This is a genomic window from Paraburkholderia sp. RL18-085-BIA-A, assembly GCF_046027075.1.
Classification (GTDB): Bacteria; Pseudomonadota; Gammaproteobacteria; order Burkholderiales; family Burkholderiaceae; genus Paraburkholderia.
This window is the reverse complement of the sequence record NZ_JARESU010000068.1, coordinates 1-18,336: the sequence shown is the minus strand read 5'-3', so window position 1 is coordinate 18,336 and position 18,336 is coordinate 1. Positions and strand designations below refer to the sequence as shown.

17 protein-coding genes are annotated in these 18,336 nt (G+C 63.0%); 10 read left to right on the top strand and 7 right to left on the bottom strand.

All coding sequences use genetic code 11. From position 1 onward, the window contains the following. The first annotated feature begins 15 nt into the window (after positions 1–15). From P0D89_RS32715 to P0D89_RS32700, 4 genes are all read left to right on the top strand, one after another. Positions 16–1,530: a mannose-1-phosphate guanylyltransferase/mannose-6-phosphate isomerase gene (locus P0D89_RS32715; protein WP_408364060.1), complete on the top strand. Its 1,515-nt coding sequence runs from the start codon at positions 16–18 to the stop codon at positions 1,528–1,530. Positions 1,531–1,571: 41 nt separating this feature from the next. Next, a complete protein-coding gene (locus P0D89_RS32710; RefSeq protein WP_408364062.1) occupies positions 1,572–2,954 on the top strand; it encodes an undecaprenyl-phosphate glucose phosphotransferase in 1,383 nt (460 codons plus the stop codon). A 191-nt stretch (positions 2,955–3,145) separates the two neighbouring features. After that, entirely contained in the window at positions 3,146–4,207 is a 1,062-nt protein-coding gene (locus P0D89_RS32705; RefSeq protein ID WP_408364064.1) for a sugar-transfer associated ATP-grasp domain-containing protein, read from the top strand. Positions 4,208–4,279: 72 nt separating this feature from the next. Beyond that, positions 4,280–4,603, top strand: a complete 324-nt coding sequence (locus tag P0D89_RS32700) for a hypothetical protein (RefSeq protein WP_408364066.1) — start codon at positions 4,280–4,282, stop codon at positions 4,601–4,603. Between the two features lie 9 nt (positions 4,604–4,612). Here P0D89_RS32700 and P0D89_RS32695 read toward each other — a convergent pair whose 3' ends face one another. From P0D89_RS32695 to P0D89_RS32670, 6 genes are all read right to left on the bottom strand, one after another. Continuing rightward, positions 4,613–5,434, bottom strand: a complete 822-nt coding sequence (locus P0D89_RS32695) for a DMT family transporter (protein ID WP_408364094.1) — start codon at positions 5,432–5,434, stop codon at positions 4,613–4,615. Between the two features lie 168 nt (positions 5,435–5,602). Beyond that, on the bottom strand, positions 5,603–6,001 hold the full coding sequence (locus tag P0D89_RS32690; RefSeq protein ID WP_408364068.1) for a hypothetical protein: 399 nt from the start codon (positions 5,999–6,001) through the stop codon (positions 5,603–5,605). Between the two features lie 11 nt (positions 6,002–6,012). Further along, complete coding sequence (locus P0D89_RS32685) at positions 6,013–6,681, bottom strand: RraA family protein (protein ID WP_408364070.1); 669 nt, start codon at positions 6,679–6,681, stop codon at positions 6,013–6,015. After that, complete coding sequence (locus P0D89_RS32680; RefSeq protein ID WP_408377736.1) at positions 6,678–7,718, bottom strand: amidohydrolase family protein; 1,041 nt, start codon at positions 7,716–7,718, stop codon at positions 6,678–6,680. The genes P0D89_RS32685 and P0D89_RS32680 overlap by 4 nt, the downstream gene beginning before the upstream one ends. Positions 7,719–7,820: 102 nt before the next feature. Then, positions 7,821–9,143, bottom strand: a complete 1,323-nt coding sequence (locus P0D89_RS32675) for an MFS transporter (RefSeq protein ID WP_408377734.1) — start codon at positions 9,141–9,143, stop codon at positions 7,821–7,823. Between the two features lie 125 nt (positions 9,144–9,268). Next, positions 9,269–10,168: a LysR family transcriptional regulator gene (locus P0D89_RS32670; protein WP_408364074.1), complete on the bottom strand. Its 900-nt coding sequence runs from the start codon at positions 10,166–10,168 to the stop codon at positions 9,269–9,271. A gap of 222 nt (positions 10,169–10,390) precedes the next feature. Here P0D89_RS32670 and P0D89_RS32665 point away from each other — a divergent pair, with 222 nt between their 5' ends. Further along, positions 10,391–11,707, top strand: a complete 1,317-nt coding sequence (locus P0D89_RS32665) for an MFS transporter (RefSeq protein ID WP_408364076.1) — start codon at positions 10,391–10,393, stop codon at positions 11,705–11,707. A 63-nt stretch (positions 11,708–11,770) separates the two neighbouring features. On the opposite strand, the gene P0D89_RS32660 is transcribed toward P0D89_RS32665, so the two are convergent. Further along, a complete protein-coding gene (locus P0D89_RS32660) occupies positions 11,771–12,694 on the bottom strand; it encodes a LysR family transcriptional regulator (RefSeq protein ID WP_408377732.1) in 924 nt (307 codons plus the stop codon). A 140-nt stretch (positions 12,695–12,834) separates the two neighbouring features. Between P0D89_RS32660 and P0D89_RS32655 the strand changes: the two genes are divergently transcribed. From P0D89_RS32655 to P0D89_RS32635, 5 genes are all read left to right on the top strand, one after another. Then, positions 12,835–14,172 (top strand): MFS transporter, encoded by a 1,338-nt coding sequence (locus tag P0D89_RS32655; RefSeq protein WP_408364080.1) that lies wholly within the window; start codon positions 12,835–12,837, stop codon positions 14,170–14,172. A gap of 24 nt (positions 14,173–14,196) precedes the next feature. Further along, a complete protein-coding gene (locus P0D89_RS32650) occupies positions 14,197–15,372 on the top strand; it encodes an L-rhamnonate dehydratase (protein WP_408364082.1) in 1,176 nt (391 codons plus the stop codon). A gap of 220 nt (positions 15,373–15,592) precedes the next feature. Further along, the gene (locus P0D89_RS32645; protein WP_408364084.1) at positions 15,593–16,261 is read left to right on the top strand and encodes an MFS transporter; all 669 of its coding nucleotides are present in this window, start codon (positions 15,593–15,595) and stop codon (positions 16,259–16,261) included. A gap of 49 nt (positions 16,262–16,310) precedes the next feature. Continuing rightward, positions 16,311–17,312 carry a 4-hydroxythreonine-4-phosphate dehydrogenase PdxA gene (locus tag P0D89_RS32640; protein WP_408364086.1) on the top strand — a complete coding sequence of 334 codons (1,002 nt, stop codon included), beginning with the start codon at positions 16,311–16,313 and terminating at the stop codon, positions 17,310–17,312. Between the two features lie 4 nt (positions 17,313–17,316). Further along, complete coding sequence (locus tag P0D89_RS32635) at positions 17,317–18,294, top strand: amidohydrolase family protein (RefSeq protein WP_408364088.1); 978 nt, start codon at positions 17,317–17,319, stop codon at positions 18,292–18,294. The last annotated feature ends 42 nt before the right edge of the window (positions 18,295–18,336 follow it).

Sequence of the window (18,336 nt, the reverse complement as noted above, 5' to 3'; positions counted from 1 at the left end):
GTAAAGGAGCTTTCTATGAGCAAGGCTACGATGGTTGCTGGCGAGACGGACACCAATTCGTTCGGCAACGCGCAGGTGGATTATCCGCCGCTCGTGCAAGTGATTCTCGCCGGCGGATCGGGCACTCGCCTGTGGCCGGTGTCGCGCGAACAGTTTCCGAAGCAACTGATCGACGTGATCGGCAATCAGACCTTGCTACAGGCCACGATGGGACGCATGGCGGGTTTTAACAGCACGTGGGACGTCGCGGCGGACCCGGTAGTTGTCTGCGGGGCCGAGCATTATTTCGCCACCTACGAACAGGCTCGGGAAATTGGCGTGAATGCGCGCATCGTGGTCGAGCCCGCTCGCCGCGATACGGCACCGGCGCTCACACTCGCCGCATTGGCCGCGTGCGCGGACGGACAGGACGCCATCCTCGTCGTGATGCCCGCCGATCATGCGATTGCGGATCTGAACGCGCTGCATCGCGCGATCGACATTGCAGCCCGTTTCGCGCAATCGGGATCGATCGCCACACTCGGCGTGCCGCCTGATCATGTGGACACGGGTTTCGGCTATATCCGGCTCGGCAGCGAGATACAGGATGGCGCGCGCCGCATCGAGCGTTTCGTGGAGAAGCCGGCGACGGAACTCGCGGCTCAATACGTGGAGTCGGGCCAATACTGGTGGAACAGCGGGATGTTCGTGGTGCGTTCGTCCGTATGGCTCGCGATGATCGAGCGGCTTCAACCGCAGATTCATGCCGCCTGTGTTCAGGCTTACGGTGGCGCCAAGAAGACCGATGAGTGTGTGGTTCCGGACGCGCCCGAATTTCTGCGCTCCCCATCCGACTCGATCGACTACGCGGTAATGGAGCAAATAGGCAAGCCCGACGTGCCGTTCGCCGGCGTGGTGGTGCCACTCGTCGCTGGCTGGTCGGATCTAGGCTCGTGGGACGCGGTCTGGCAGGCTATGGAAAAGGATGAATGCGGTAACGCGTCGAATGGACGCGTGCTGTTCGAGGGCGCAACCGCGACCTATGCACGCTCGCAAGGCGGCCGGCTGCTGGCGTGTGTCGGCACCAGCAATCTGATCGTGATCGAGACGGACGATGCCGTGCTCGTCGCCGACCGCTCACACGTGCAGGACATCAAGGGACTGGTGTCGCGCATCAAGCGGGAGAAATCGCCCGAAGCCGACGCGCACAGAAAGGTTCGTCGGCCATGGGGCTTCTACGATTCGATCGACCACGGCGACCGTTTCCAGGTCAAACGCATCGTCGTGATGCCGGGCGCGCGGCTGTCGCTGCAAATGCATCATCACCGCGCCGAGCACTGGGTTGTCGTGAGCGGAACCGCGCTCGTCACCCGCGGGGAAGAACAGTTTCTTCTGGGTGAGAACGAGTCGACTTACATTCCGCTGGGCATACGCCATCGTCTGGAGAATCCCGGCCGCGTGCCGCTGCAAATCATCGAGGTTCAGTCGGGCACCTATCTTGGCGAAGACGACATCGTCAGATTCGATGACAAGTATGGACGTTGCGGCTGAATCGATTGTATCGAACGGGTGCGTGCTCTCAGGGGGCTGCAATGCGATTGATTACAGGTCTATTGGCGAGATTGTTCGACGTGGCGATGATCCTCGCGGGCGCTTTCGCAGCCTCCCAGATCCGCTTCGATTCGGGCTCCCAGCGAAGCTTCTATCTGGCTTTCGTTGCTTTCGCCGCGGCGTTTTCGCTCGCCGTGTTTCCGGCGCTCGGTGTGTATGCATCATGGCGCGGCCGCTCCAAAAGAGCGCTCGTAGGACAGGTCGCTCTCGGTTGGCTGATTGTGCAGGGATGCGCGATGGCATTGATGTTCTCCCTGCACCGGATCGACTTTGTTTCGCGGCTCTGGTTTGTGTATTGGACCGGGATTGCAGGTGCCGCGATGATGGCCGGCCGCATGACCACGCACATTCTGTTGGGCCGCGTTCGCCATGCCGGCTTGAATTTGCAGCAGGTGGCGGTGGCCGCATGCGGGGATCATTGCGAGGAGATCATTCGCAAGATGGAGTTGTCGCCCGCTGCGGGCTTTCGCGCGAATGCGCTGTATAACGTGCGCCCGGACAGCTCGGCCGCGATCACGTCGCCCGTGCGGGTCTTTGAAGAGCATGCCGCTTTTGCCCGCTACGTTCGCGAGCAGAACATCGGCGAAGTCTGGCTGGCGTTGCCGCTCACCGAAGAGCGCGCGATTCTCCGGCTGGTCGACGAGTTTCGCAATGACCTGGTCAATATACGGTTCATGCCCGATGTGCGCGCACTCGCGCTGTTCGAAGGCAGCATCACCGACCTGCTAGGCGTGCCGACGATCAATCTGGCCGCGTCGCCGTTACCGCCCAATGCAATGGTGCAGAAGGAATTGTTCGACCGCCTCTTTGCGCTGGCCGCGCTGATCGCGGTGGCGCCGATTCTGCTGGCCTGCGCGATTGCAGTGAAATTGAGTTCGCGCGGCCCGGTGTTCTTCAAGCAATTCCGTAAAGGCGCCGACGGACGGGTGTTCCAGATCTACAAGTTCCGCACCATGCGTCTGCACGAACAGAAGCCTGGCGTGCTCGAACAGGCAACGCGCGACGATCCGCGCATCACCAGAGTCGGCGGATTCTTGCGGCGCACGAGCCTCGATGAACTGCCGCAATTCTTCAACGTGCTGCGCGGCGATATGTCGGTGGTGGGCCCGCGTCCTCACGCGCTCGAACACGACGATCTCTACCAGAACATTGTTTCCGGTTATATCCATCGCTACCGCATCAAACCCGGCATTACCGGCTGGGCGCAGATCAACGGCTTTCGCGGCGAAACCGACCGTATCGAAAAGATGGAGGGCCGGGTGGCACACGATTTGTATTACTTACGGAACTGGTCGTTCAGACTGGATGTAAAGATCATTTTCGCGACTGTATTCAAGGGGCTTCATCATCCTAACGCTTACTGATGTTAGATCGAGGCTCCAGTAATACGGTACAGGAACAAGTAGTTGGCTATGAAGGCAGTACGCAGTACGCTGGGTGGATGCGGTTGCACGCGGCCGTCGCAAGCAGCGGTTGCGGGTGGCGGCTGCATCCGGCCCGGCATGTTTGCGCGGGACCGATTAAAAGAGCAAACGGCTAGCGGTTGGGGGGGAACATGATGTCATTATACGTTGAGAACATAGCGAGACGATCCGTCAAGAAGGCGGCACTCTACAGGTTCCACCGCGGGCATGGAGCCCAGGCGAGGAAAGTGCTGCAACTACTGGAGGAGAAATACGGCAGGGCGGACCCGGCGAACCTCAAACTGGCCAACACCTACGCGCGCGACGTGTTCGGCGACATGGTCTACGCACCCTGGCTGCGCGTCTACGCGGCATTCAGCAGATCATTCAAGGAAGGCTGGATTCCGGACAACTACTACGGCAGTGTCGTGGTGCCGAACATGAAAGGCTGGTACGGCAAGATATCCAATCTGAAGCCGGTATCGCGGCTGATCCTCGACGGCGACACGTTTCCAGACGTGGCCTATTTCGCCAACGGCCTCTTTTTTACGGACCAATGTGTGGTGGTGCCCGAGCACGAACTCAAGAGCGTCGTATTCCAGCATTCCGATCGAGTGGTGTTCAAAACGGATGGCTCGAAGCAGGGCAATGGCGTCCACATCTTCGACAAAGACACTTTCGACGGCGAAGCGATCAAGGCGCTGGGCAACGGCGTGATACAGAAATTCGTTGTTCAGCACCGTCTGTTCAATGCTTTTGCTGCGAAGTCCGTCGCCACGTTGCGCTTTACGACGGTAGTGGACGACGCCGGCCGTATTTCAGTTCGAGCATGTTTCCTGCGGCTCGGCAGAGCGGAAGAGACCCATATCCGCCCTGAGCACGAAGTCTGCGTGCCGATCAACCTGGCAACCGGTGAACTGTGCCGCGAAGGCTACCTGAGCGATTGGGGCGCGACGCAAGAGCATCCGGATTCGAAGGTCCGTTTTGCCGGCGTAAGGGTTCCGGCATTTGCGCAGTGCGTGGCCACCGTGCTCGGGCTGCATAAGCAGATCCCGTTTGCGCGCTGCGTGGGATGGGATGTCACGGTCGATGCGAACAGCCATGTCCAGGTGCTGGAGTGGAACGGTGAGCACAACGACGTGAAGTTCAGCGAGGCCACGCAGGGCCCGTGTTTCTCTGACCTGAACTGGGAGCGGCTGAGAGCCGCATCTTAAGTGCGAATGTCAGCAGCGAATGCGAGGCTATTCATCTAGCGGGCGATTTCAGAACCCCAACGGAGACGGGATGTGAGCGAACGGTTATGGTGCGTCCATATCGAAGGACTGAACGACTTCATTGCCACCGATTCCCACGAATCGGCGCGGCAGGAGGCGACGGCGATCAACGCGTATATCGACAGCGCGGAGAAAGGGCCGCGCGGGGCGCTCCTGCGGGCGGTCGTGATCGAATGGCCGTTTTCGCCTGGGGCTCATGCGCGTGCGCTTCATGACGACCTGCACGACCTGCAGCGCATGCCGCACAGACAAGCGTCCGCGAATCCGCCTGCGGGCGTGCTGGGCACTCTCGCACGGCGGGTGAAGGAGTTCGTGTCGGTGGGGCGCAATAAATGACGGGCGGCGTCAGGCGGCAGCCTGCTTGCCTTGACGCTTGCGCCGCAGCGCCAGCGCCACTCCGCTGAGGGTCAGCGCCATCGCCGCGATCTCCCTGAAGCCGAGAGGCTCGCCGAGCGACAGCGCGGCTGCGACGATGCCCATGATCGGCACCAGCAGGATGCCGATCGACGCCACCTCCGGCGTCAGATGGCGCAGCGTTGCGAACCACGCCAGATAGCAGACGCCCATCGGCACGAGGGTCATGTAGATCAGCACGGCCCAGCCTGCCGTATTCAATGCGGTGACGTGCGGATGCTCGATCAGCAACCCCAGCACGATCATCGGCGCGCAACCGAGCCCGACCTGCCACGCCACCAGTGTGATCGGCGCAATGGGAATTGGCGTGCGAGTGATGACGGTGCCGAGCGCGAACAGCACGGCGGCGAGCAGCGCGAACAGAATGCCGGCGAGCTTGCCCGCGTCGAACGCGAACCCCTGGCCGCCAAGCAGCACGACGACCCCGGCAAGTCCCAGTGCGAGCGATACGAAACCTTCCGCGGACGGCCGCCGCGCCAGCACCGGCCAGGCGAGCAGCATTGCCCAGATCGGCATCGTATAGACGAGCAGCGCGCCTTCGCTCACGCTCAGCCATTTCATCGACAGCGTGGAGAACCCCATCCACGCGAACACGTTGGTGCTGGCCGCGAGCAGCATGCGTGGCATCAACTGGCGCGGAACCCGAAGCTGCTCGCCCGAACAGAGCGCGACGATCGCGAGCAGGAACGCCGCCGTCACACCGGCCACGCCACGCGAAAACAAAGGAGGCCACTCTCGCAGCAAAATTTTCATCGCGGGCCAGTTGAGGGCCCAGCCGGTTGCTGTCACCAGCAAAAAAATACGCCGGCCCAGCGCGCGGGCTTCATTGGAATGTGTTTGACGGTTGCCTGAAAGGCCGTCATGGTACCGCGTGCGGCGTGATGACGTGGCGAAACCGCGCGCGCCGGCGCTGCATCGGCGTCACTCAGGCAGCGGCACGTCCTCGATCAGCTCGGCTCGCACCGCGCGGATTCTGCGGTCGACGAAATACCCGCCGCCTTCGACATAGCGCAGATAAAGACGCCCGCACGACGAGCACCGCCAGACCGCGCAGCGGTTGTACGGGAAGTAGCGTGGTGCGATCGGCGCGTCGGCCGACCAGTAGTTGGACTTGCCAGGCAGGTACTCGCTGAACGTCGGCTCAGGATCGTCTTCCGGCAACAGCGTGCCGATTTCCTCGAACTGCGTTTCGTCGAGCGAGAGCGGCTGCGATTGCCAGCCGTCCAGCGGCGTTTTCGTGCATGCGCAAGGCGCGGTGGCGCGCGTTTGCGCCGCGCGCGCGAGTTCGAGGAGCGTTGCTGCGTTCAGGTATTGCGCCATGTGGCTCGTGGTCAGTTGTTCATCATCCGGTCCCGCTGGGGAGCGACCCATGCGCGGTCGAAGCTGCCGTTCGCAATCGACGCCAGCGCAGCCGCTTCCTTCGCGTGCTGGCGACGCGCGCCTTCGATCACCGCTTCGACGTCGACGGGTGCGATCGCGAGCACGCCGTCTTCGTCGCCGACAATGATATCTCCTGGATGCACGATCATGCCGCCCACTGTGACCGGCACGTTGATTTCGCCTGGCCCGTGCTTGTAGGGTCCGCGATGCGTGACCCCGCGCGCGTAGACGGGAAAATCGTGCTGACGCAGCGCGCCGACATCGCGAATCGCGCCGTCGATTACGAGGCCGTGGACGCCGAGACTTTCCGCGAAGGTCGCCATGATCTCGCCCATCAGCGCCTGCGTGAGATCGCCCGCGCCGTCGATCACCAGCACGTCGCCCGGCCGGCAATATTCGAACGCGCGATGAATCGCGAGATTGTCGCCGGGCCGGGTACGGATCGTGAGGGCGGTGCCAGCCATTGGCCGCGGCCGATGATACGGCTGCAAACCGACCGTGCCGCTCGCGCGGGCCATGTTATCGCTGAGCAGCGACACCGCCAGTTCGCGCAACGCATCGAGTGTGGCTGGCCTAGCCTGCGGCGCGCACTCGTATTCACGCCATCCGATTGGATTCATACCGTTGCCCCCTGCGCGGAGAATTGTCGATCGGGTTGACGCGGCAGCCGCGCATAGACGCTGCGCGCGTTGTCTTCGTAGATGCATTGCCGGTCCGAGTCGCTGAGCCATTCGATCGCGTCGATATAGCGGCGCGTGTCGTCGTAGTGGTGGCCCGTGCGCGGATCGATGCCTTGTACCGCGCCGATCGTCTCCGACGCGAACAGGATGTTCTCGACCGGAATGACCTTGGCGAGCAACTCGGCGCCCGGCAGGTGATAAACACAGGTGTCGAAGAATACGTTCCTCAGCAGATGGTCTTCGAGCAGCGGCCGTTTCATGTCTTGCGCGAGCCCGCGATAACGTCCCCAGTGATACGGCACCGCGCCGCCGCCGTGCGGAATGACGAGGCGCAGCGTGGGGAAGTCGGCGAACAGGTCGCCCTGAAGCAACTGCATGAACGCGGACGTGTCGCCGTTGATGTAATGCGCGCCCGTCGCATGGAAGTTCGGATTGCACGACGAGGACACGTGAATCATCGCCGGCACGTCGAGTTCCACCATCGCTTCGTAGAGCGGATACCACGAGCGGTCCGTGAGCGGCAAGCCGCTCCAATGGCCGCCGGACGGATCGGGATTCAGATTGCAGCCGATGAAGCCGAGGTCTTCGACACAGCGCCGCAATTCGGCGATGCAGTTGGCGGGCGGCACGCCCGGCGCTTGCGGCAACTGGCACACGCCGACGAAGTTACGCGGAAACAGCTCGCACACGCGATGCACGAGGTCGTTGCATTCGCCTGACCAGATCGCATTCGCTGCGGCGCCGGCCAGATGATGGCCCATGCCGGCGGCGCGCGGCGAGAAGATCGTGAGGTCGGTGCCGCGTTCGCGCTGAATGCGCAACTGGCCGTTTTCGATGCTTTCGCGAATCTCGTCGTCGCCGATGAAGGGCCGTGGGGGTGGTGTGCCGCCAACCTTCAGCGCGGCGATCTGTTGGGTGCGCCAGGCTTCGTGCTGAGGCGGCGAGGTCGTGTAATGACCGTGGCAGTCGATGATCATGCTGTGCAATATCCTCTAGTGTTCATGCGCATTGACGTGTTGGCGCGTCGGCTCTGTTTCCGTTCGCGCGGTGAGCGGTCTCCGCTGTTTCAATCAGAATGCTCAGGTTCGCGGCGCGGCCTCGCCGGTGGCAAGCGAGGTGGCTTCGTCCTCGGCCGGCGTGACGCGCATCACCAACGCGATGATCGTGGCGACTACCAGGAACGCCGCGATCGTCAGCAAGGCCAGCTTGAAGTTGCCAGTCGCATCGCGCACGAGGCCGATGCTCCAGGGGCCGACCAGTCCGCCGAATTGCGCGACGGTGTTGATCAGCGCGATCGTCGCGGCACCCGCCGCGCCGGTTCTGAACGACGACGCGAGGCTCCAGAACAGCGGATTGCCCGCATAGATGAACAAGCCGGTCACGCACAGCAGCAGATAGGCAATCACGGGACTCGGCGCATACGCGCTGCCGGCGATCGCCAGCGCGCTCATGCCGTACACGAACGCGAGGTGCTTCTTGCGGTCGCCGGTGCGGTCGGAACTGCGGCTGATCAGGAAGGTGCCCAACACGCCGAGCAGGGGCGGCGCGGCGGACAGAAAGCCGACTTCGAGATTGCTCAGCTCGCCGAGACTCTTGACGATCTGCGGCAGCCACAAGAACAGCCCGTAAATGCCGACCAGCGCGCAACCGAATAGGCCCGCGAGACTCCATACGCGGATGTCGTTCGCCACGCGCAGCAGCGGAAAATGAGCGCGACCGCCGATGGCCTCGCGCTCGGCGGCGAGCGTCGATTCGAGCCAGTGCTTTTCATCGTCGGAGAGCCAGTTCGCGTCGGCCGGGCGTTCGGTCATGATGCGCAGCGTCAGCAGGCCGAGCAGCATCGCGGGAATGCCCTCGAGAATGAACATCCACTGCCAGCCTTGCAGACCGAAGATGCCGTTCGCGTAGGTCATCAGCGCGGTGGAGATCGGGCCGCCCAGCACGGCGGAAAACGAGCCTGCGACGATGTAGCCGCCGACCGCCCGTGCCCGATAGCGGACCGGAAACCATTTGGTCAGATAGACCGCGATACCAGGCAGAAAGCCCGCTTCCATCACGCCGAGCAGAAAGCGCAGCACATAGAAGCTCGTATCGTTGAACACGAACGCGGTGGCCGCGGCGACCGCGCCCCACGTCAGCAGAATGCGCGCGATCCAGACACGTGCGCCGACGCGATGCAACAGCAGATTGCTGGGTATTTCCAGCAGCATGTAGCCGACGAAGAAGATGCTGCCGGCAAACCCGAACACCGCTGGGCTGAAGCCCAACTGCTTGTTCATGTCGAGCGCGGCGAAACCGATATTGATCCGGTCGAGGTAGTTGATGAACATCATTGCGAACAGCAACGGGATCAGGCGCCCGTATACTTTTCGCATGGTTGCGGCTTCGTTGAATGCGGTCATGCTGTCTCCTGCCATGCAGCGGCGACCGTAGCCGCCGCTGCGTTTTATCGTGTAAGCGTCTCAATGATAAGAACGTGCGCACGAGGAGTCCAAGACCGCTTGCTTATGCTTGTATAGTTTTTTGCTTATAGTGTGGCGTCTTTGAGCGGCGCGGGCAGGCATGCAAGAAAGGCTCGCAGATGCGGTGACGCGTCATCGGTGCGGAACGTGGCCGCGAGCGTTGAGCGGTACGACGAGCCTGGGCCTGTCAGATGGCGGAACACGACGTCGGTGCGCCCGTGCCGCGCCACCGATTCGCCGATGAACGTCACGCCGAGGCCCGCCGCCACCAGCGCGATCGCTGTCTGGATTTCGTAAGCTTCGTGCGCGACGAACGGCGTGACACCCGCATCGCGATAGAGCGACTGCACCGAACGTTTGAACTGCGCGTTCTGATGCTTAGGATACAGAATCAATGGAATCTCGGCGAGATCGGCGATTTTCACGCTTTTGCGCGCCGCCAGCGGATGGCCGGCTTCGAGCGCGACCATGACGCGCTCGCGCAGCAATGAATAGGACGTGCAGCCTTCCACCGTCAACGGCTGCCTGCCGATGCCGATGTGAATGCGCATGTCGCGCAGCGCATCGGTTTGCTCCTCGGTGAGCATCTCGAAGAGCTTGAGTTCGACCTGCGGGAATGCCTTATGAAACGCCTTGAGCGCGGGCGGCAACACGCTGTACATCGACGAACGCGTGAAGCCGATGCTGAGCCAGCCCCGCCGGCCGACGCCGATTTCCTGCGCGGCGAGGGTCGCCTGGTCCAGTGAGTTGAGTATCTGGCGCGCTTCGGTGCACAGGTAGTGGCCGGCTTCGGTGAGGATCAGTGGGCGTCTCGCCCGGTCGACCAGCTGCGTGCCGAGCCGCTCTTCGAGTGAACGGATCTGCTGGCTCAGCGCGGGTTGCGCGATATGCAGGCGCTCGGCGGCGCGGCTGAAATTGAGTTCCTCCGCGAGAATCACGAAGCACTGTAGGGCCCTGAGGTTCATATCGGTGTTCCTGGTCTCCAGAAAGAAAAGGATAGCCGATTGCCCGCGCAGCGATAACCACCAGTGATCGCAGTATCGAAACAATTCATTGGTCAATTATCGCCGGGGTCCAGATAATGTCGGCACAAAACTGAGCGCCGCGTTCGCCTGGGCAGGGCTGGACGCATCAGCCAGCCTGCGCCCGAGTCAGATGGGTCGCGAGGCGAAAATACGGAGGAGACAATGTTTCAGCGACCCAAAGTCAGCCGGACGATTCTCGCGATCATGTGCGCGATGTCGTTCATCATGTATCTCGATCGCGTCAACCTGTCGGCCGCGGCCGGTCTGATCCGCGACGACCTGCATCTCACCAACACCAACGTGGGTCTCGTGTTCGCGGCCTTCGCGTATACGTACGCCATCTGCCAGGTGATCGGCGGCTGGGTCAGCGACCGGTTCGGCGCGAAGCTCACGCTGGTCACCTGCGCAAGCATCTGGATCGTCGCGACGGTCGCCACCGGTCTCGCGGGCGGCATCGTGTCGCTGTTCTGCGCGCGCATGCTGCTCGGCATCGGCGAAGGGGCGGCTTTGCCGGCTCAGGCCCGCGCGTTGACCAACTGGTTTCCGTCCAGCAAGCGCGGCTTCGTGCAAGGGCTCACGCATTCGTTCTCGCGGCTCGGCAATGCCATCACGCCGCCGTTCGTCGCGTTGCTGGTCGCGTATTCGTCGTGGCGGGCGTCGTTCCTCGTGGTCGGCGCGTTGACGTTCGTGTGGGTCGTGGTCTACGCATGGTATTTCACCGACAACCCGCGCAAGCATCGCCATATGACCGCGCAGGAAGAAGCGGAGTTGCCGCCGGCCGGCAAGGTGATGGTCGAGAAAACGCGCGAGCCGACACCATGGCGGCGTCTGCTCAAGCGCATCGGGCCGACCATGCTCGTGTACTTCTGCTATGGATGGACCGGCTGGCTGTTCTTCACCTGGCTGCCAACCTTCTTCATGCATGGACGCGGTCTCGACCTGAAAAGCTCGGCGATGTTTTCGGCCGGCGTGTTTCTGTCCGGCGTGGTCGGCAATACGGCGGGCGGCGTGCTCAGCGACCGCGTGCTCAAGCGCACCCGCAATGTCGTGGCGGCGCGGCGCAACGTGATCATCGGGGCCTTTCTCGGCGCGCTGGTGTTCCTTGCTCCCGTGATGGTCGTGAAGTCGTTGCCGGTGATGGCGGCATGCATGAGCCTGTCGTTCTTCTTCCTCGAAATGACGATCGGACCGATCTGGGCCGTGCCGATGGACATCACGCCAAAGCACGTGGGCGTGGCGAGCGGGCTGGTGAACGCGGGTTCGGCGGTGGCTGGGATTTTCACGCCGATCGTGTTCGGCCTCGTGGTCGATCGCACCGGAAGCTGGACGCTACCGTTCGCGGGTTCGCTCGGGCTGCTCGCAGTGGGTATCGTCGCGACCTTCTTCATGCGGCCGGATATTCCGCTCGACGTTGCGGTCGCGTCGGCGGATGTCGGCACAGGCGGCGAGCTTGAGTTCGCCGAGCGTTCAGCCCGTTGAAGCCGCTCGCCCCCCGGCTGTTTCATTCGACGGCGCCACTCATCGAACTTGCCGACGCGCGGCTTACGCCGCGCGAATCGAATCGATCACCAATTGCGTGGCCGGCCTGATGCGCCGGTTCTTGCGCAGAATCAACCCATAGGGCGCGAGCCGTCCGCGCAGCGGCGTGGACACGGCGGCAATCGCCTCGAGCGCGACGTAGTACTGCGCGACCGAACTAGGCAACACCGCGAGCATGTCCGAGTCGCGCAGCAAGGACAACGTGGTCAGGATCGACGACGTCTCGACGGTGCTGACCGGCGGCGCGACCCGCGACTCGCGGAAGGTCTGGTCGATGACCTGGCGCATCGGACTCGGATGCGGTTGAATGATCCACGGATAGAGCGCAAGCTCCGCCAGCTTCGGCCGCGCGTCGGCCCGCGCGGCCGGATGATCCGGGCGCACGACGATCGACAACGCTTCTTCCGACAAGGTCTCGAAGCTCAGGTCGAGCGCCGGAAAGCCATCCGGAATCCGGCCGATCACGATATCCAGCTGGTCCTGCTGCAACGATTGCACGAGCACGTCGCTGGTGTCGATCGTCACGGCCATCTGCAGGCGCGGATGCGCTTCCTTCAACTTGACGATGGTGTGCGTGAGCAATTCGGGCGAGGGCGCCATCACCGCGCCGATGCGCACCTTGCCGATGTCGCCGGCCTCGATGCCGGCCAGTTCTTCACGCAACTCGTCGAGATCTTCGAACACCACGCGCGCATAGCGCATCACGGCCTCGCCGAACACGGTCGGCTCCATGCCGCGCGCGTGCCGCACGAACAGCGATACACCGATCGCGTCTTCGAGTTCCTGTAAGGCCTTGGTGGCAGCAGGCTGGGTCATCGCCATGTCGTCGGCGGCGCGGCGCAATGATTCGGTCTCCGAGAGCGCGACCATCAGTTGCAGATGGCGCAGACGCAGGCGTTTGCGAATGGCGGAAGCGGGCGCGATCATGTGAGCGATAACTCCAGGGAATAAGCTGATTCGATTTATTCAGTGGTCAGTTATTGGATAGTTTCGCACACTAGCGGCTATCGAACGACTGGCGGATCGCACTTTCCCGCGGGTCGATTAAAAAATCCAGGAGACGAAGCATGACGACGACCGCCGGCGCGGCGCTAGACAGCGCGATTGCCAAAGCGCGCACCAGACTGTTGCCCTTTCTTGTCCTGATGTACGTGCTGGCGTTCATCGACCGCGCGAACGTCGGCTTTGCGAAGAACGTGCTGCAAGCCGACACGGGCTTGAGCGACGCGGCGTTCGCGTTCGGCGCGGGCATCTTCTTCGTCGGCTATGCCGCATTCGAAGTGCCGAGCAATCTGCTGATGTACCGCTTCGGCGCGCGGGTGTGGATGAGCCGCATCATGGTCACGTGGGGCATCGTGTCCGCGTGTACCGCACTGGTCCACGACGCAACGAGCTTCTACCTTCTGCGCACGCTGCTCGGCATTGCCGAAGCGGGTTTCTTTCCTGGCATCATTTTGTTCCTGTCCAACTGGTTTCCGGCCAAGGCGCGCTCGCAGACCATGGGTGTGTTCTATTTCGGCTTCCCGCTCGCGCTGCTGCTCGGCAGCCCGGTCTCGGGTGTGCTGCTCGACACGGGCAACCCGTTCGGCATGCAGCCGTGGCAATGGCTGTTCGTCGTCGAAGGTCTCGCGGCGTCGGTTGTGGGCGTCGTCGCGTACTTTTATCTGACCGACCGGCCCGCCAAGGCCGCCTGGCTAGACGCCACGCAGCGTGAAGCGCTGGACCGCGCATTGCGTGAAGAGGACGAACGCAAGCTCGCGCATGGTCCCGCCTCGGTGCTGGCTGCATTGCGCGACTCGCGCGTGCTGTTCTGCGCATTGATCTACTTCGCGGTTCAGATGAGCGTGTACGGTGTGGTGTTCTATCTGCCGACTCGTATTGCCGGACTCACGGGCGGCCACGTCGGCACAAAGGTCGGCTTGCTGACCGCCATTCCGTGGATCGCGGCAATTATCGGCACCTTCTGCGTGACCCGCTTTGCCGATCGCCATGGCCATCATCGGACATGGGCGGCGGCGATGCTCGCGCTCGCGGCGCTCGGCATCGCTGCAAGCGCGCTCACCTCATCGGTCACGCTGGCGCTCGCCGCATTCTGCGTCGCCGCGATCGGCTTCGTCTCCGTGCAGCCGCTCTTCTGGACGCTGCCGACCGGCTATCTCGGCGGCGCCGCAGCCGCGGGCGGCATCGCGCTGATCAATTCGATCGGCAATCTCGGCGGCTTCGTCGCGCCCAATCTGAAGGGCCTGGCCGAGCATCTGACCGGCTCGCCGCAAGCGGGAATGCTGTCGCTGTCGGCGGTCGGTCTGATCGGCGCGGCGTTGCTGCTCACGTTCCGGCGCGCTGCGCACTCATCCTCATCTGTCTCTCATCGTCCCGTCCCGCTCGGCGAACGCCCGGGCCACTAACTCTGTTTCAAGGAATCATCGACCATGAAAATCAAGCACATCCGCACGCGCGTCTTTGAATGGAAAGGCAAGGTCGTGCCGCCGCAGGCACATTTCTGCACGAACGCGGTGGACATTCTTTACGAGCGCGGCGATGCGATGGGCTCGTTCCGTTTCCACGGCTGGCTGGTGGTGGAAATCGAATGCGACGACGGCACGATCGGCATCGGCAATTGCGCGCTTGCGCCGCGTATCGCCAAGCAGATCATCGACGAATACCTCGCGCCGATCGCAATCGGTGAAGACCCGTTCGACAACGAATACATCTGGCAGAAGATGTATCGCCGCACGCTCGCGTGGGGTCGCAAAGGCATCGGCATGGCGGCGATCTCCGCGCTCGACATCGCGCTGTGGGACATCATGGGCAAGGCGGTGAAGAAGCCGGTGTTCAAGCTGCTCGGCGGGCGCACGAAGGAAAAGATCTGGTGCTACGCATCGAAGCTCTACAACAACGACGACCGCGACGCGTTCCTCGGCGAGGCGCAGGGCTACCTGGAAGACGGCTTCACCGCGATGAAGATGCGCTTCGGCTACGGCCCGAAGGATGGCCCGAAGGGCATGGCGAAGAATCTCGAACAGGTTCGCCTGTTGCGCGAGCTGGTCGGTGACGAGGTCGACATCATGCTCGAATGCTACATGGGCTGGACGCTCGAATACGCGCGCCGGATGCTGCCGCGTCTGGCCGAATTCAATCCGCGCTGGATCGAAGAACCGGTGATCGGCGACGACGTCGAGGGTTATCAGGAATTGAAGAAGATGAACATCATTCCCGTCTCGGGCGGCGAGCATGAGTTCACCAGCTACGGCTTCAAGGATCTGCTCGAACGCCGGGCGGTCGACGTGATCCAGTACGACACGAACCGGGTCGGCGGCATCACGGCGGCGCGCAAGATCAACGCGATGGCCGAAGCGTGGTCGGTGCCGGTGATTCCGCACGCGGGACAGATGCACAACTACCATCTGACGATGGCGAGCACCGCGAGCCCGATGTCCGAGTTCTTCCCGGTGTTCGACGTGGAAGTGGGCAACGAACTGTTCTATTACATCTTCGAAGGCGAGCCGCGTCCGGAGAAGGGCTACCTGCAGCTTTCCGACGACACGCCGGGCCTCGGCATCACGTTGAGCGACAAGCATCTCGCCGATTTCAACATCATCGGGTAACACGTGTCGCCGCCCGGGCCGACGCCCGACGACAGGCAGGAGACAGCCATGCAGACCCATCTCGAAGCACGCGAGCCGCCGCGCAATGCGGCGCTCGACCCCACGCTCGACCACGCTCTTGCGCAGCGGGCGAGCAGTGTGCGCTGGCGGATTTTCGGTGTGGTGTTCCTGATCACGCTGATCAATCTGGTCGACCGACAATCCCGCGCGGCATCCGGGCGTGAATGCGGCGGAGCTGCGGCATATCCGCGAGAGCGGCGCGCCGCTCGCGGGCGCCGCGTTGCAGGGCGGGACCGACGCGAAGCTGCCGCTGCGCTCGACGCTCGCGATGTGCGTCGGCCGCATGAGCTGGGCGATGATCTTCTTCGGCCTGCTCACGTGGGGCCCGAGCTATCTGACGCAGGCGCGCGGTTTGAGCTTGCAGCAGATCGGCACGTCGACGTTCTTCATATTTCTGTGCGGCTCGCTCGGCTCGCTGGCGGGGGGCTTTCTGTGCGACGCGTTGTGCCATCGCGGCTGGCCGCGCGGCAAGGTCGTGAAGGGGATGATCTTCGTGTCCGGTCTGACGACGCTCGCCGTGCTGGCCGCGTTGCCGGAGATCTCGTCGGCGGTCGAGGCGGTGGCCGTGCTGTGTGTCGCGGCATTCTTCCTGATGTGGGGCAGCCTCTACTGGAGTCTGCCGTCCCTCCTCGCGCCGCCGCGCCGTGTCGGACTGCTCGGCGCGCTGATGAATTGCGCGGGCAGCGTCGGCGGTATTTCGATTCCGCTGATTACGGGCTTCGTGCTGCAACGCACCGGCTCGTTCGATGTAGTCCTGCATTTTTACGGCGCGTGCGCGCTCGTTTATATCATCGGCTCGATCGCGATCGATCTGCGCCGCACCTTTTGAATTCGCATTGCCTGAAGCATTGGCTGACAACAGGAACAGGATTAGCAACATGAAACCACGCATTGCAGCGCTGCTCGGCGACCCGGCTGGCATCGGTCCCGAACTGATCGCGCGTTTGCTCGCGCAGGCCGACAATCGCGCGCGCGCCGAGCTTCTGATCATCGGCGACCGGCGCGAGCTGGAGGCCGGGATGGAGATCGCAGATCAGCGCTTCGAGTACCAGGTCGTCGACGATGCGGACGCCGCATTCCGGCAAGCGGGGGTGCCGTCGCTGATCGATTTCCGCTTGCCCGATGATCAGCCTTATGAGCGCGCGGTGTCTACCGAGCGCGGCGGGCGCTATAGCCTGGAGGCGTTCAAAGAAGCTCTCACGCTCACGCAAAACAACGTCACGCAAGGGATGCTTTTTGCGCCGGTCAACAAGACCTCGCTGCATATGGCCGGCATGGAACCCGGCGACGAAATGGAATGGTTTGCCCGGCAACTCGGCTACACGGGCAGCTTCTGCGAGTTCAACGTGCTCGACGAACTGTGGACCTCGCGCGTCACGTCGCATATCGCGCTGAAGGATGTCAGTGAGAAGCTGTCGGAGCAGCGGATCGTCGGCGCGGTGCAACTGATTCACGATGGCCTGAAGCGTGCCGGCAACCCGGCGCCGCGCATCGCGGTGTGCGGGTTCAATCCGCACAACGGCGACAATGGTGCGTTCGGGCGCGAAGAGATCGACGTGATCGCGCCCGCTGTCGAAGCGGCGCGCAAGCTCGGCTACGACGCGCAGGGACCGTTCCCCGCCGACACGATCTTCGTGCGCGCGCGCGACCAGAAGGCGTTCGACGGCGTGGTCACGATGTATCACGATCAAGGCCAGATCGCGATGAAGCTGATGGGTTTCTGGCGCGGCGTCACCGTGCACGGCGGCTTGCCGATCCCGATCGCGACGCCCGCGCACGGCACCGCATTCGACATCCACGGGCGCGGCAAGGCCGACGTCGGCGCGACCCAGAAGGCGTTCGACATCGTCACGCGGATGGCGATGGACCGCATGGGCTGAACGCATGAACGAGTGCACGAATGGCGCCATCGACACGATGCGCGAGCGTTTCCTCGCAAGCGGTGACGACGCCGAGCTGCCGATCGTCGACGCGCATCATCACTTCTGGGACCTGACGCATAACTATCATCCGTGGCTATGCGACCGGCCGCGCATTGCGTTCCGCTATGGCGACTACGAAGCGATCTGCCGCGACTTCCTGCCGGACGACTACTTCGCACTGGCAGCGCCTCACAAGGTGGTCGGCACCGTGATGATGGAAGGCGAGTGGGACGCCCGCGATCCCACCGGCGAAGCGCGCTGGGCCACGGCGCTGCATGAACGTTGTGGTTTCCCGAATGCCGTCGTCGGCCAGATCTGGCTCGACCGCGCGGACGTGGCGCTCGTGTTGCGCGAGTTCTGCTCGATGCCGCTCGTGCGCAGCGTTCGCCACAAGCCGAAGGCGGTGCCGCGCGAAGCGCATAGGGCGTCGTTCGCAGCGCCGGGTTCGATGCGTTGCGACCGCTGGCGCGAAGGCTATGCGTTGCTTGCGCAAACGGATCTGATGTTCGAGTTGCAGACGCCGTGGTGGCACTTTGCCGAAGCCGCAGAACTGGCGCGCGATTTTCCCGGCGTTACGATGATCGTCAACCATACCGGCTTGCCCGCCGATCGCAGCGACGAAGGTTTGCGAGGATGGCGCGACGCGCTGGCGATGCTGGCCGGGTGCCCCAACGTGCATTTGAAAATATCCGGAATCGGCGAGCCGGGTGTACGCTGGAGCGTGGAACGCAACGGGCCAGTCGTGCGCGATGCGCTGGCTATCTTCGGTGTCGAACGTTGCATGTTCGCGAGCAACTTCCCGGTGGATAGCGTGGTCGTGTCGCTCGACGCACTGTTTTCAGGCTTCAAGCAGATGGTCGCCGGGCGCTCGCCGCACGAGCGGCTCGCGCTCTTTCACCAGTGTGCGCGTGAAGCACCGTCCTTCAGGGCGGTGAGGTAGAGCGCGTCGTGCGAAGCACGACTTGCCTTTTCTTATTGATCG

Excerpts from the sequence above, each read along its gene's own strand:
- P0D89_RS32690 (WP_408364068.1), bottom strand. The coding sequence starts at position 6,001 with ATGGCGCAATACCTGAACGCAGCAACGCTCCTCGAACTCGCGCGCGCG.
- P0D89_RS32670 (WP_408364074.1), bottom strand. The coding sequence starts at position 10,168 with ATGAACCTCAGGGCCCTACAGTGCTTCGTGATTCTCGCGGAGGAACTC.
- P0D89_RS32635 (WP_408364088.1), top strand. The coding sequence starts at position 17,317 with ATGAACGAGTGCACGAATGGCGCCATCGACACGATGCGCGAGCGTTTC.
- P0D89_RS32710 (WP_408364062.1), top strand. The coding sequence starts at position 1,572 with ATGCGATTGATTACAGGTCTATTGGCGAGATTGTTCGACGTGGCGATG.
- P0D89_RS32675 (WP_408377734.1), bottom strand. The coding sequence starts at position 9,143 with ATGACCGCATTCAACGAAGCCGCAACCATGCGAAAAGTATACGGGCGC.
- P0D89_RS32665 (WP_408364076.1), top strand. The coding sequence starts at position 10,391 with ATGTTTCAGCGACCCAAAGTCAGCCGGACGATTCTCGCGATCATGTGC.
- P0D89_RS32705 (WP_408364064.1), top strand. The coding sequence starts at position 3,146 with ATGATGTCATTATACGTTGAGAACATAGCGAGACGATCCGTCAAGAAG.
- P0D89_RS32640 (WP_408364086.1), top strand. The coding sequence starts at position 16,311 with ATGAAACCACGCATTGCAGCGCTGCTCGGCGACCCGGCTGGCATCGGT.
- P0D89_RS32695 (WP_408364094.1), bottom strand. The coding sequence starts at position 5,434 with ATGAAAATTTTGCTGCGAGAGTGGCCTCCTTTGTTTTCGCGTGGCGTG.
- P0D89_RS32655 (WP_408364080.1), top strand. The coding sequence starts at position 12,835 with ATGACGACGACCGCCGGCGCGGCGCTAGACAGCGCGATTGCCAAAGCG.
- P0D89_RS32650 (WP_408364082.1), top strand. The coding sequence starts at position 14,197 with ATGAAAATCAAGCACATCCGCACGCGCGTCTTTGAATGGAAAGGCAAG.
- P0D89_RS32685 (WP_408364070.1), bottom strand. The coding sequence starts at position 6,681 with ATGAATCCAATCGGATGGCGTGAATACGAGTGCGCGCCGCAGGCTAGG.
- P0D89_RS32715 (WP_408364060.1), top strand. The coding sequence starts at position 16 with ATGAGCAAGGCTACGATGGTTGCTGGCGAGACGGACACCAATTCGTTC.
- P0D89_RS32660 (WP_408377732.1), bottom strand. The coding sequence starts at position 12,694 with ATGATCGCGCCCGCTTCCGCCATTCGCAAACGCCTGCGTCTGCGCCAT.
- P0D89_RS32680 (WP_408377736.1), bottom strand. The coding sequence starts at position 7,718 with ATGATCATCGACTGCCACGGTCATTACACGACCTCGCCGCCTCAGCAC.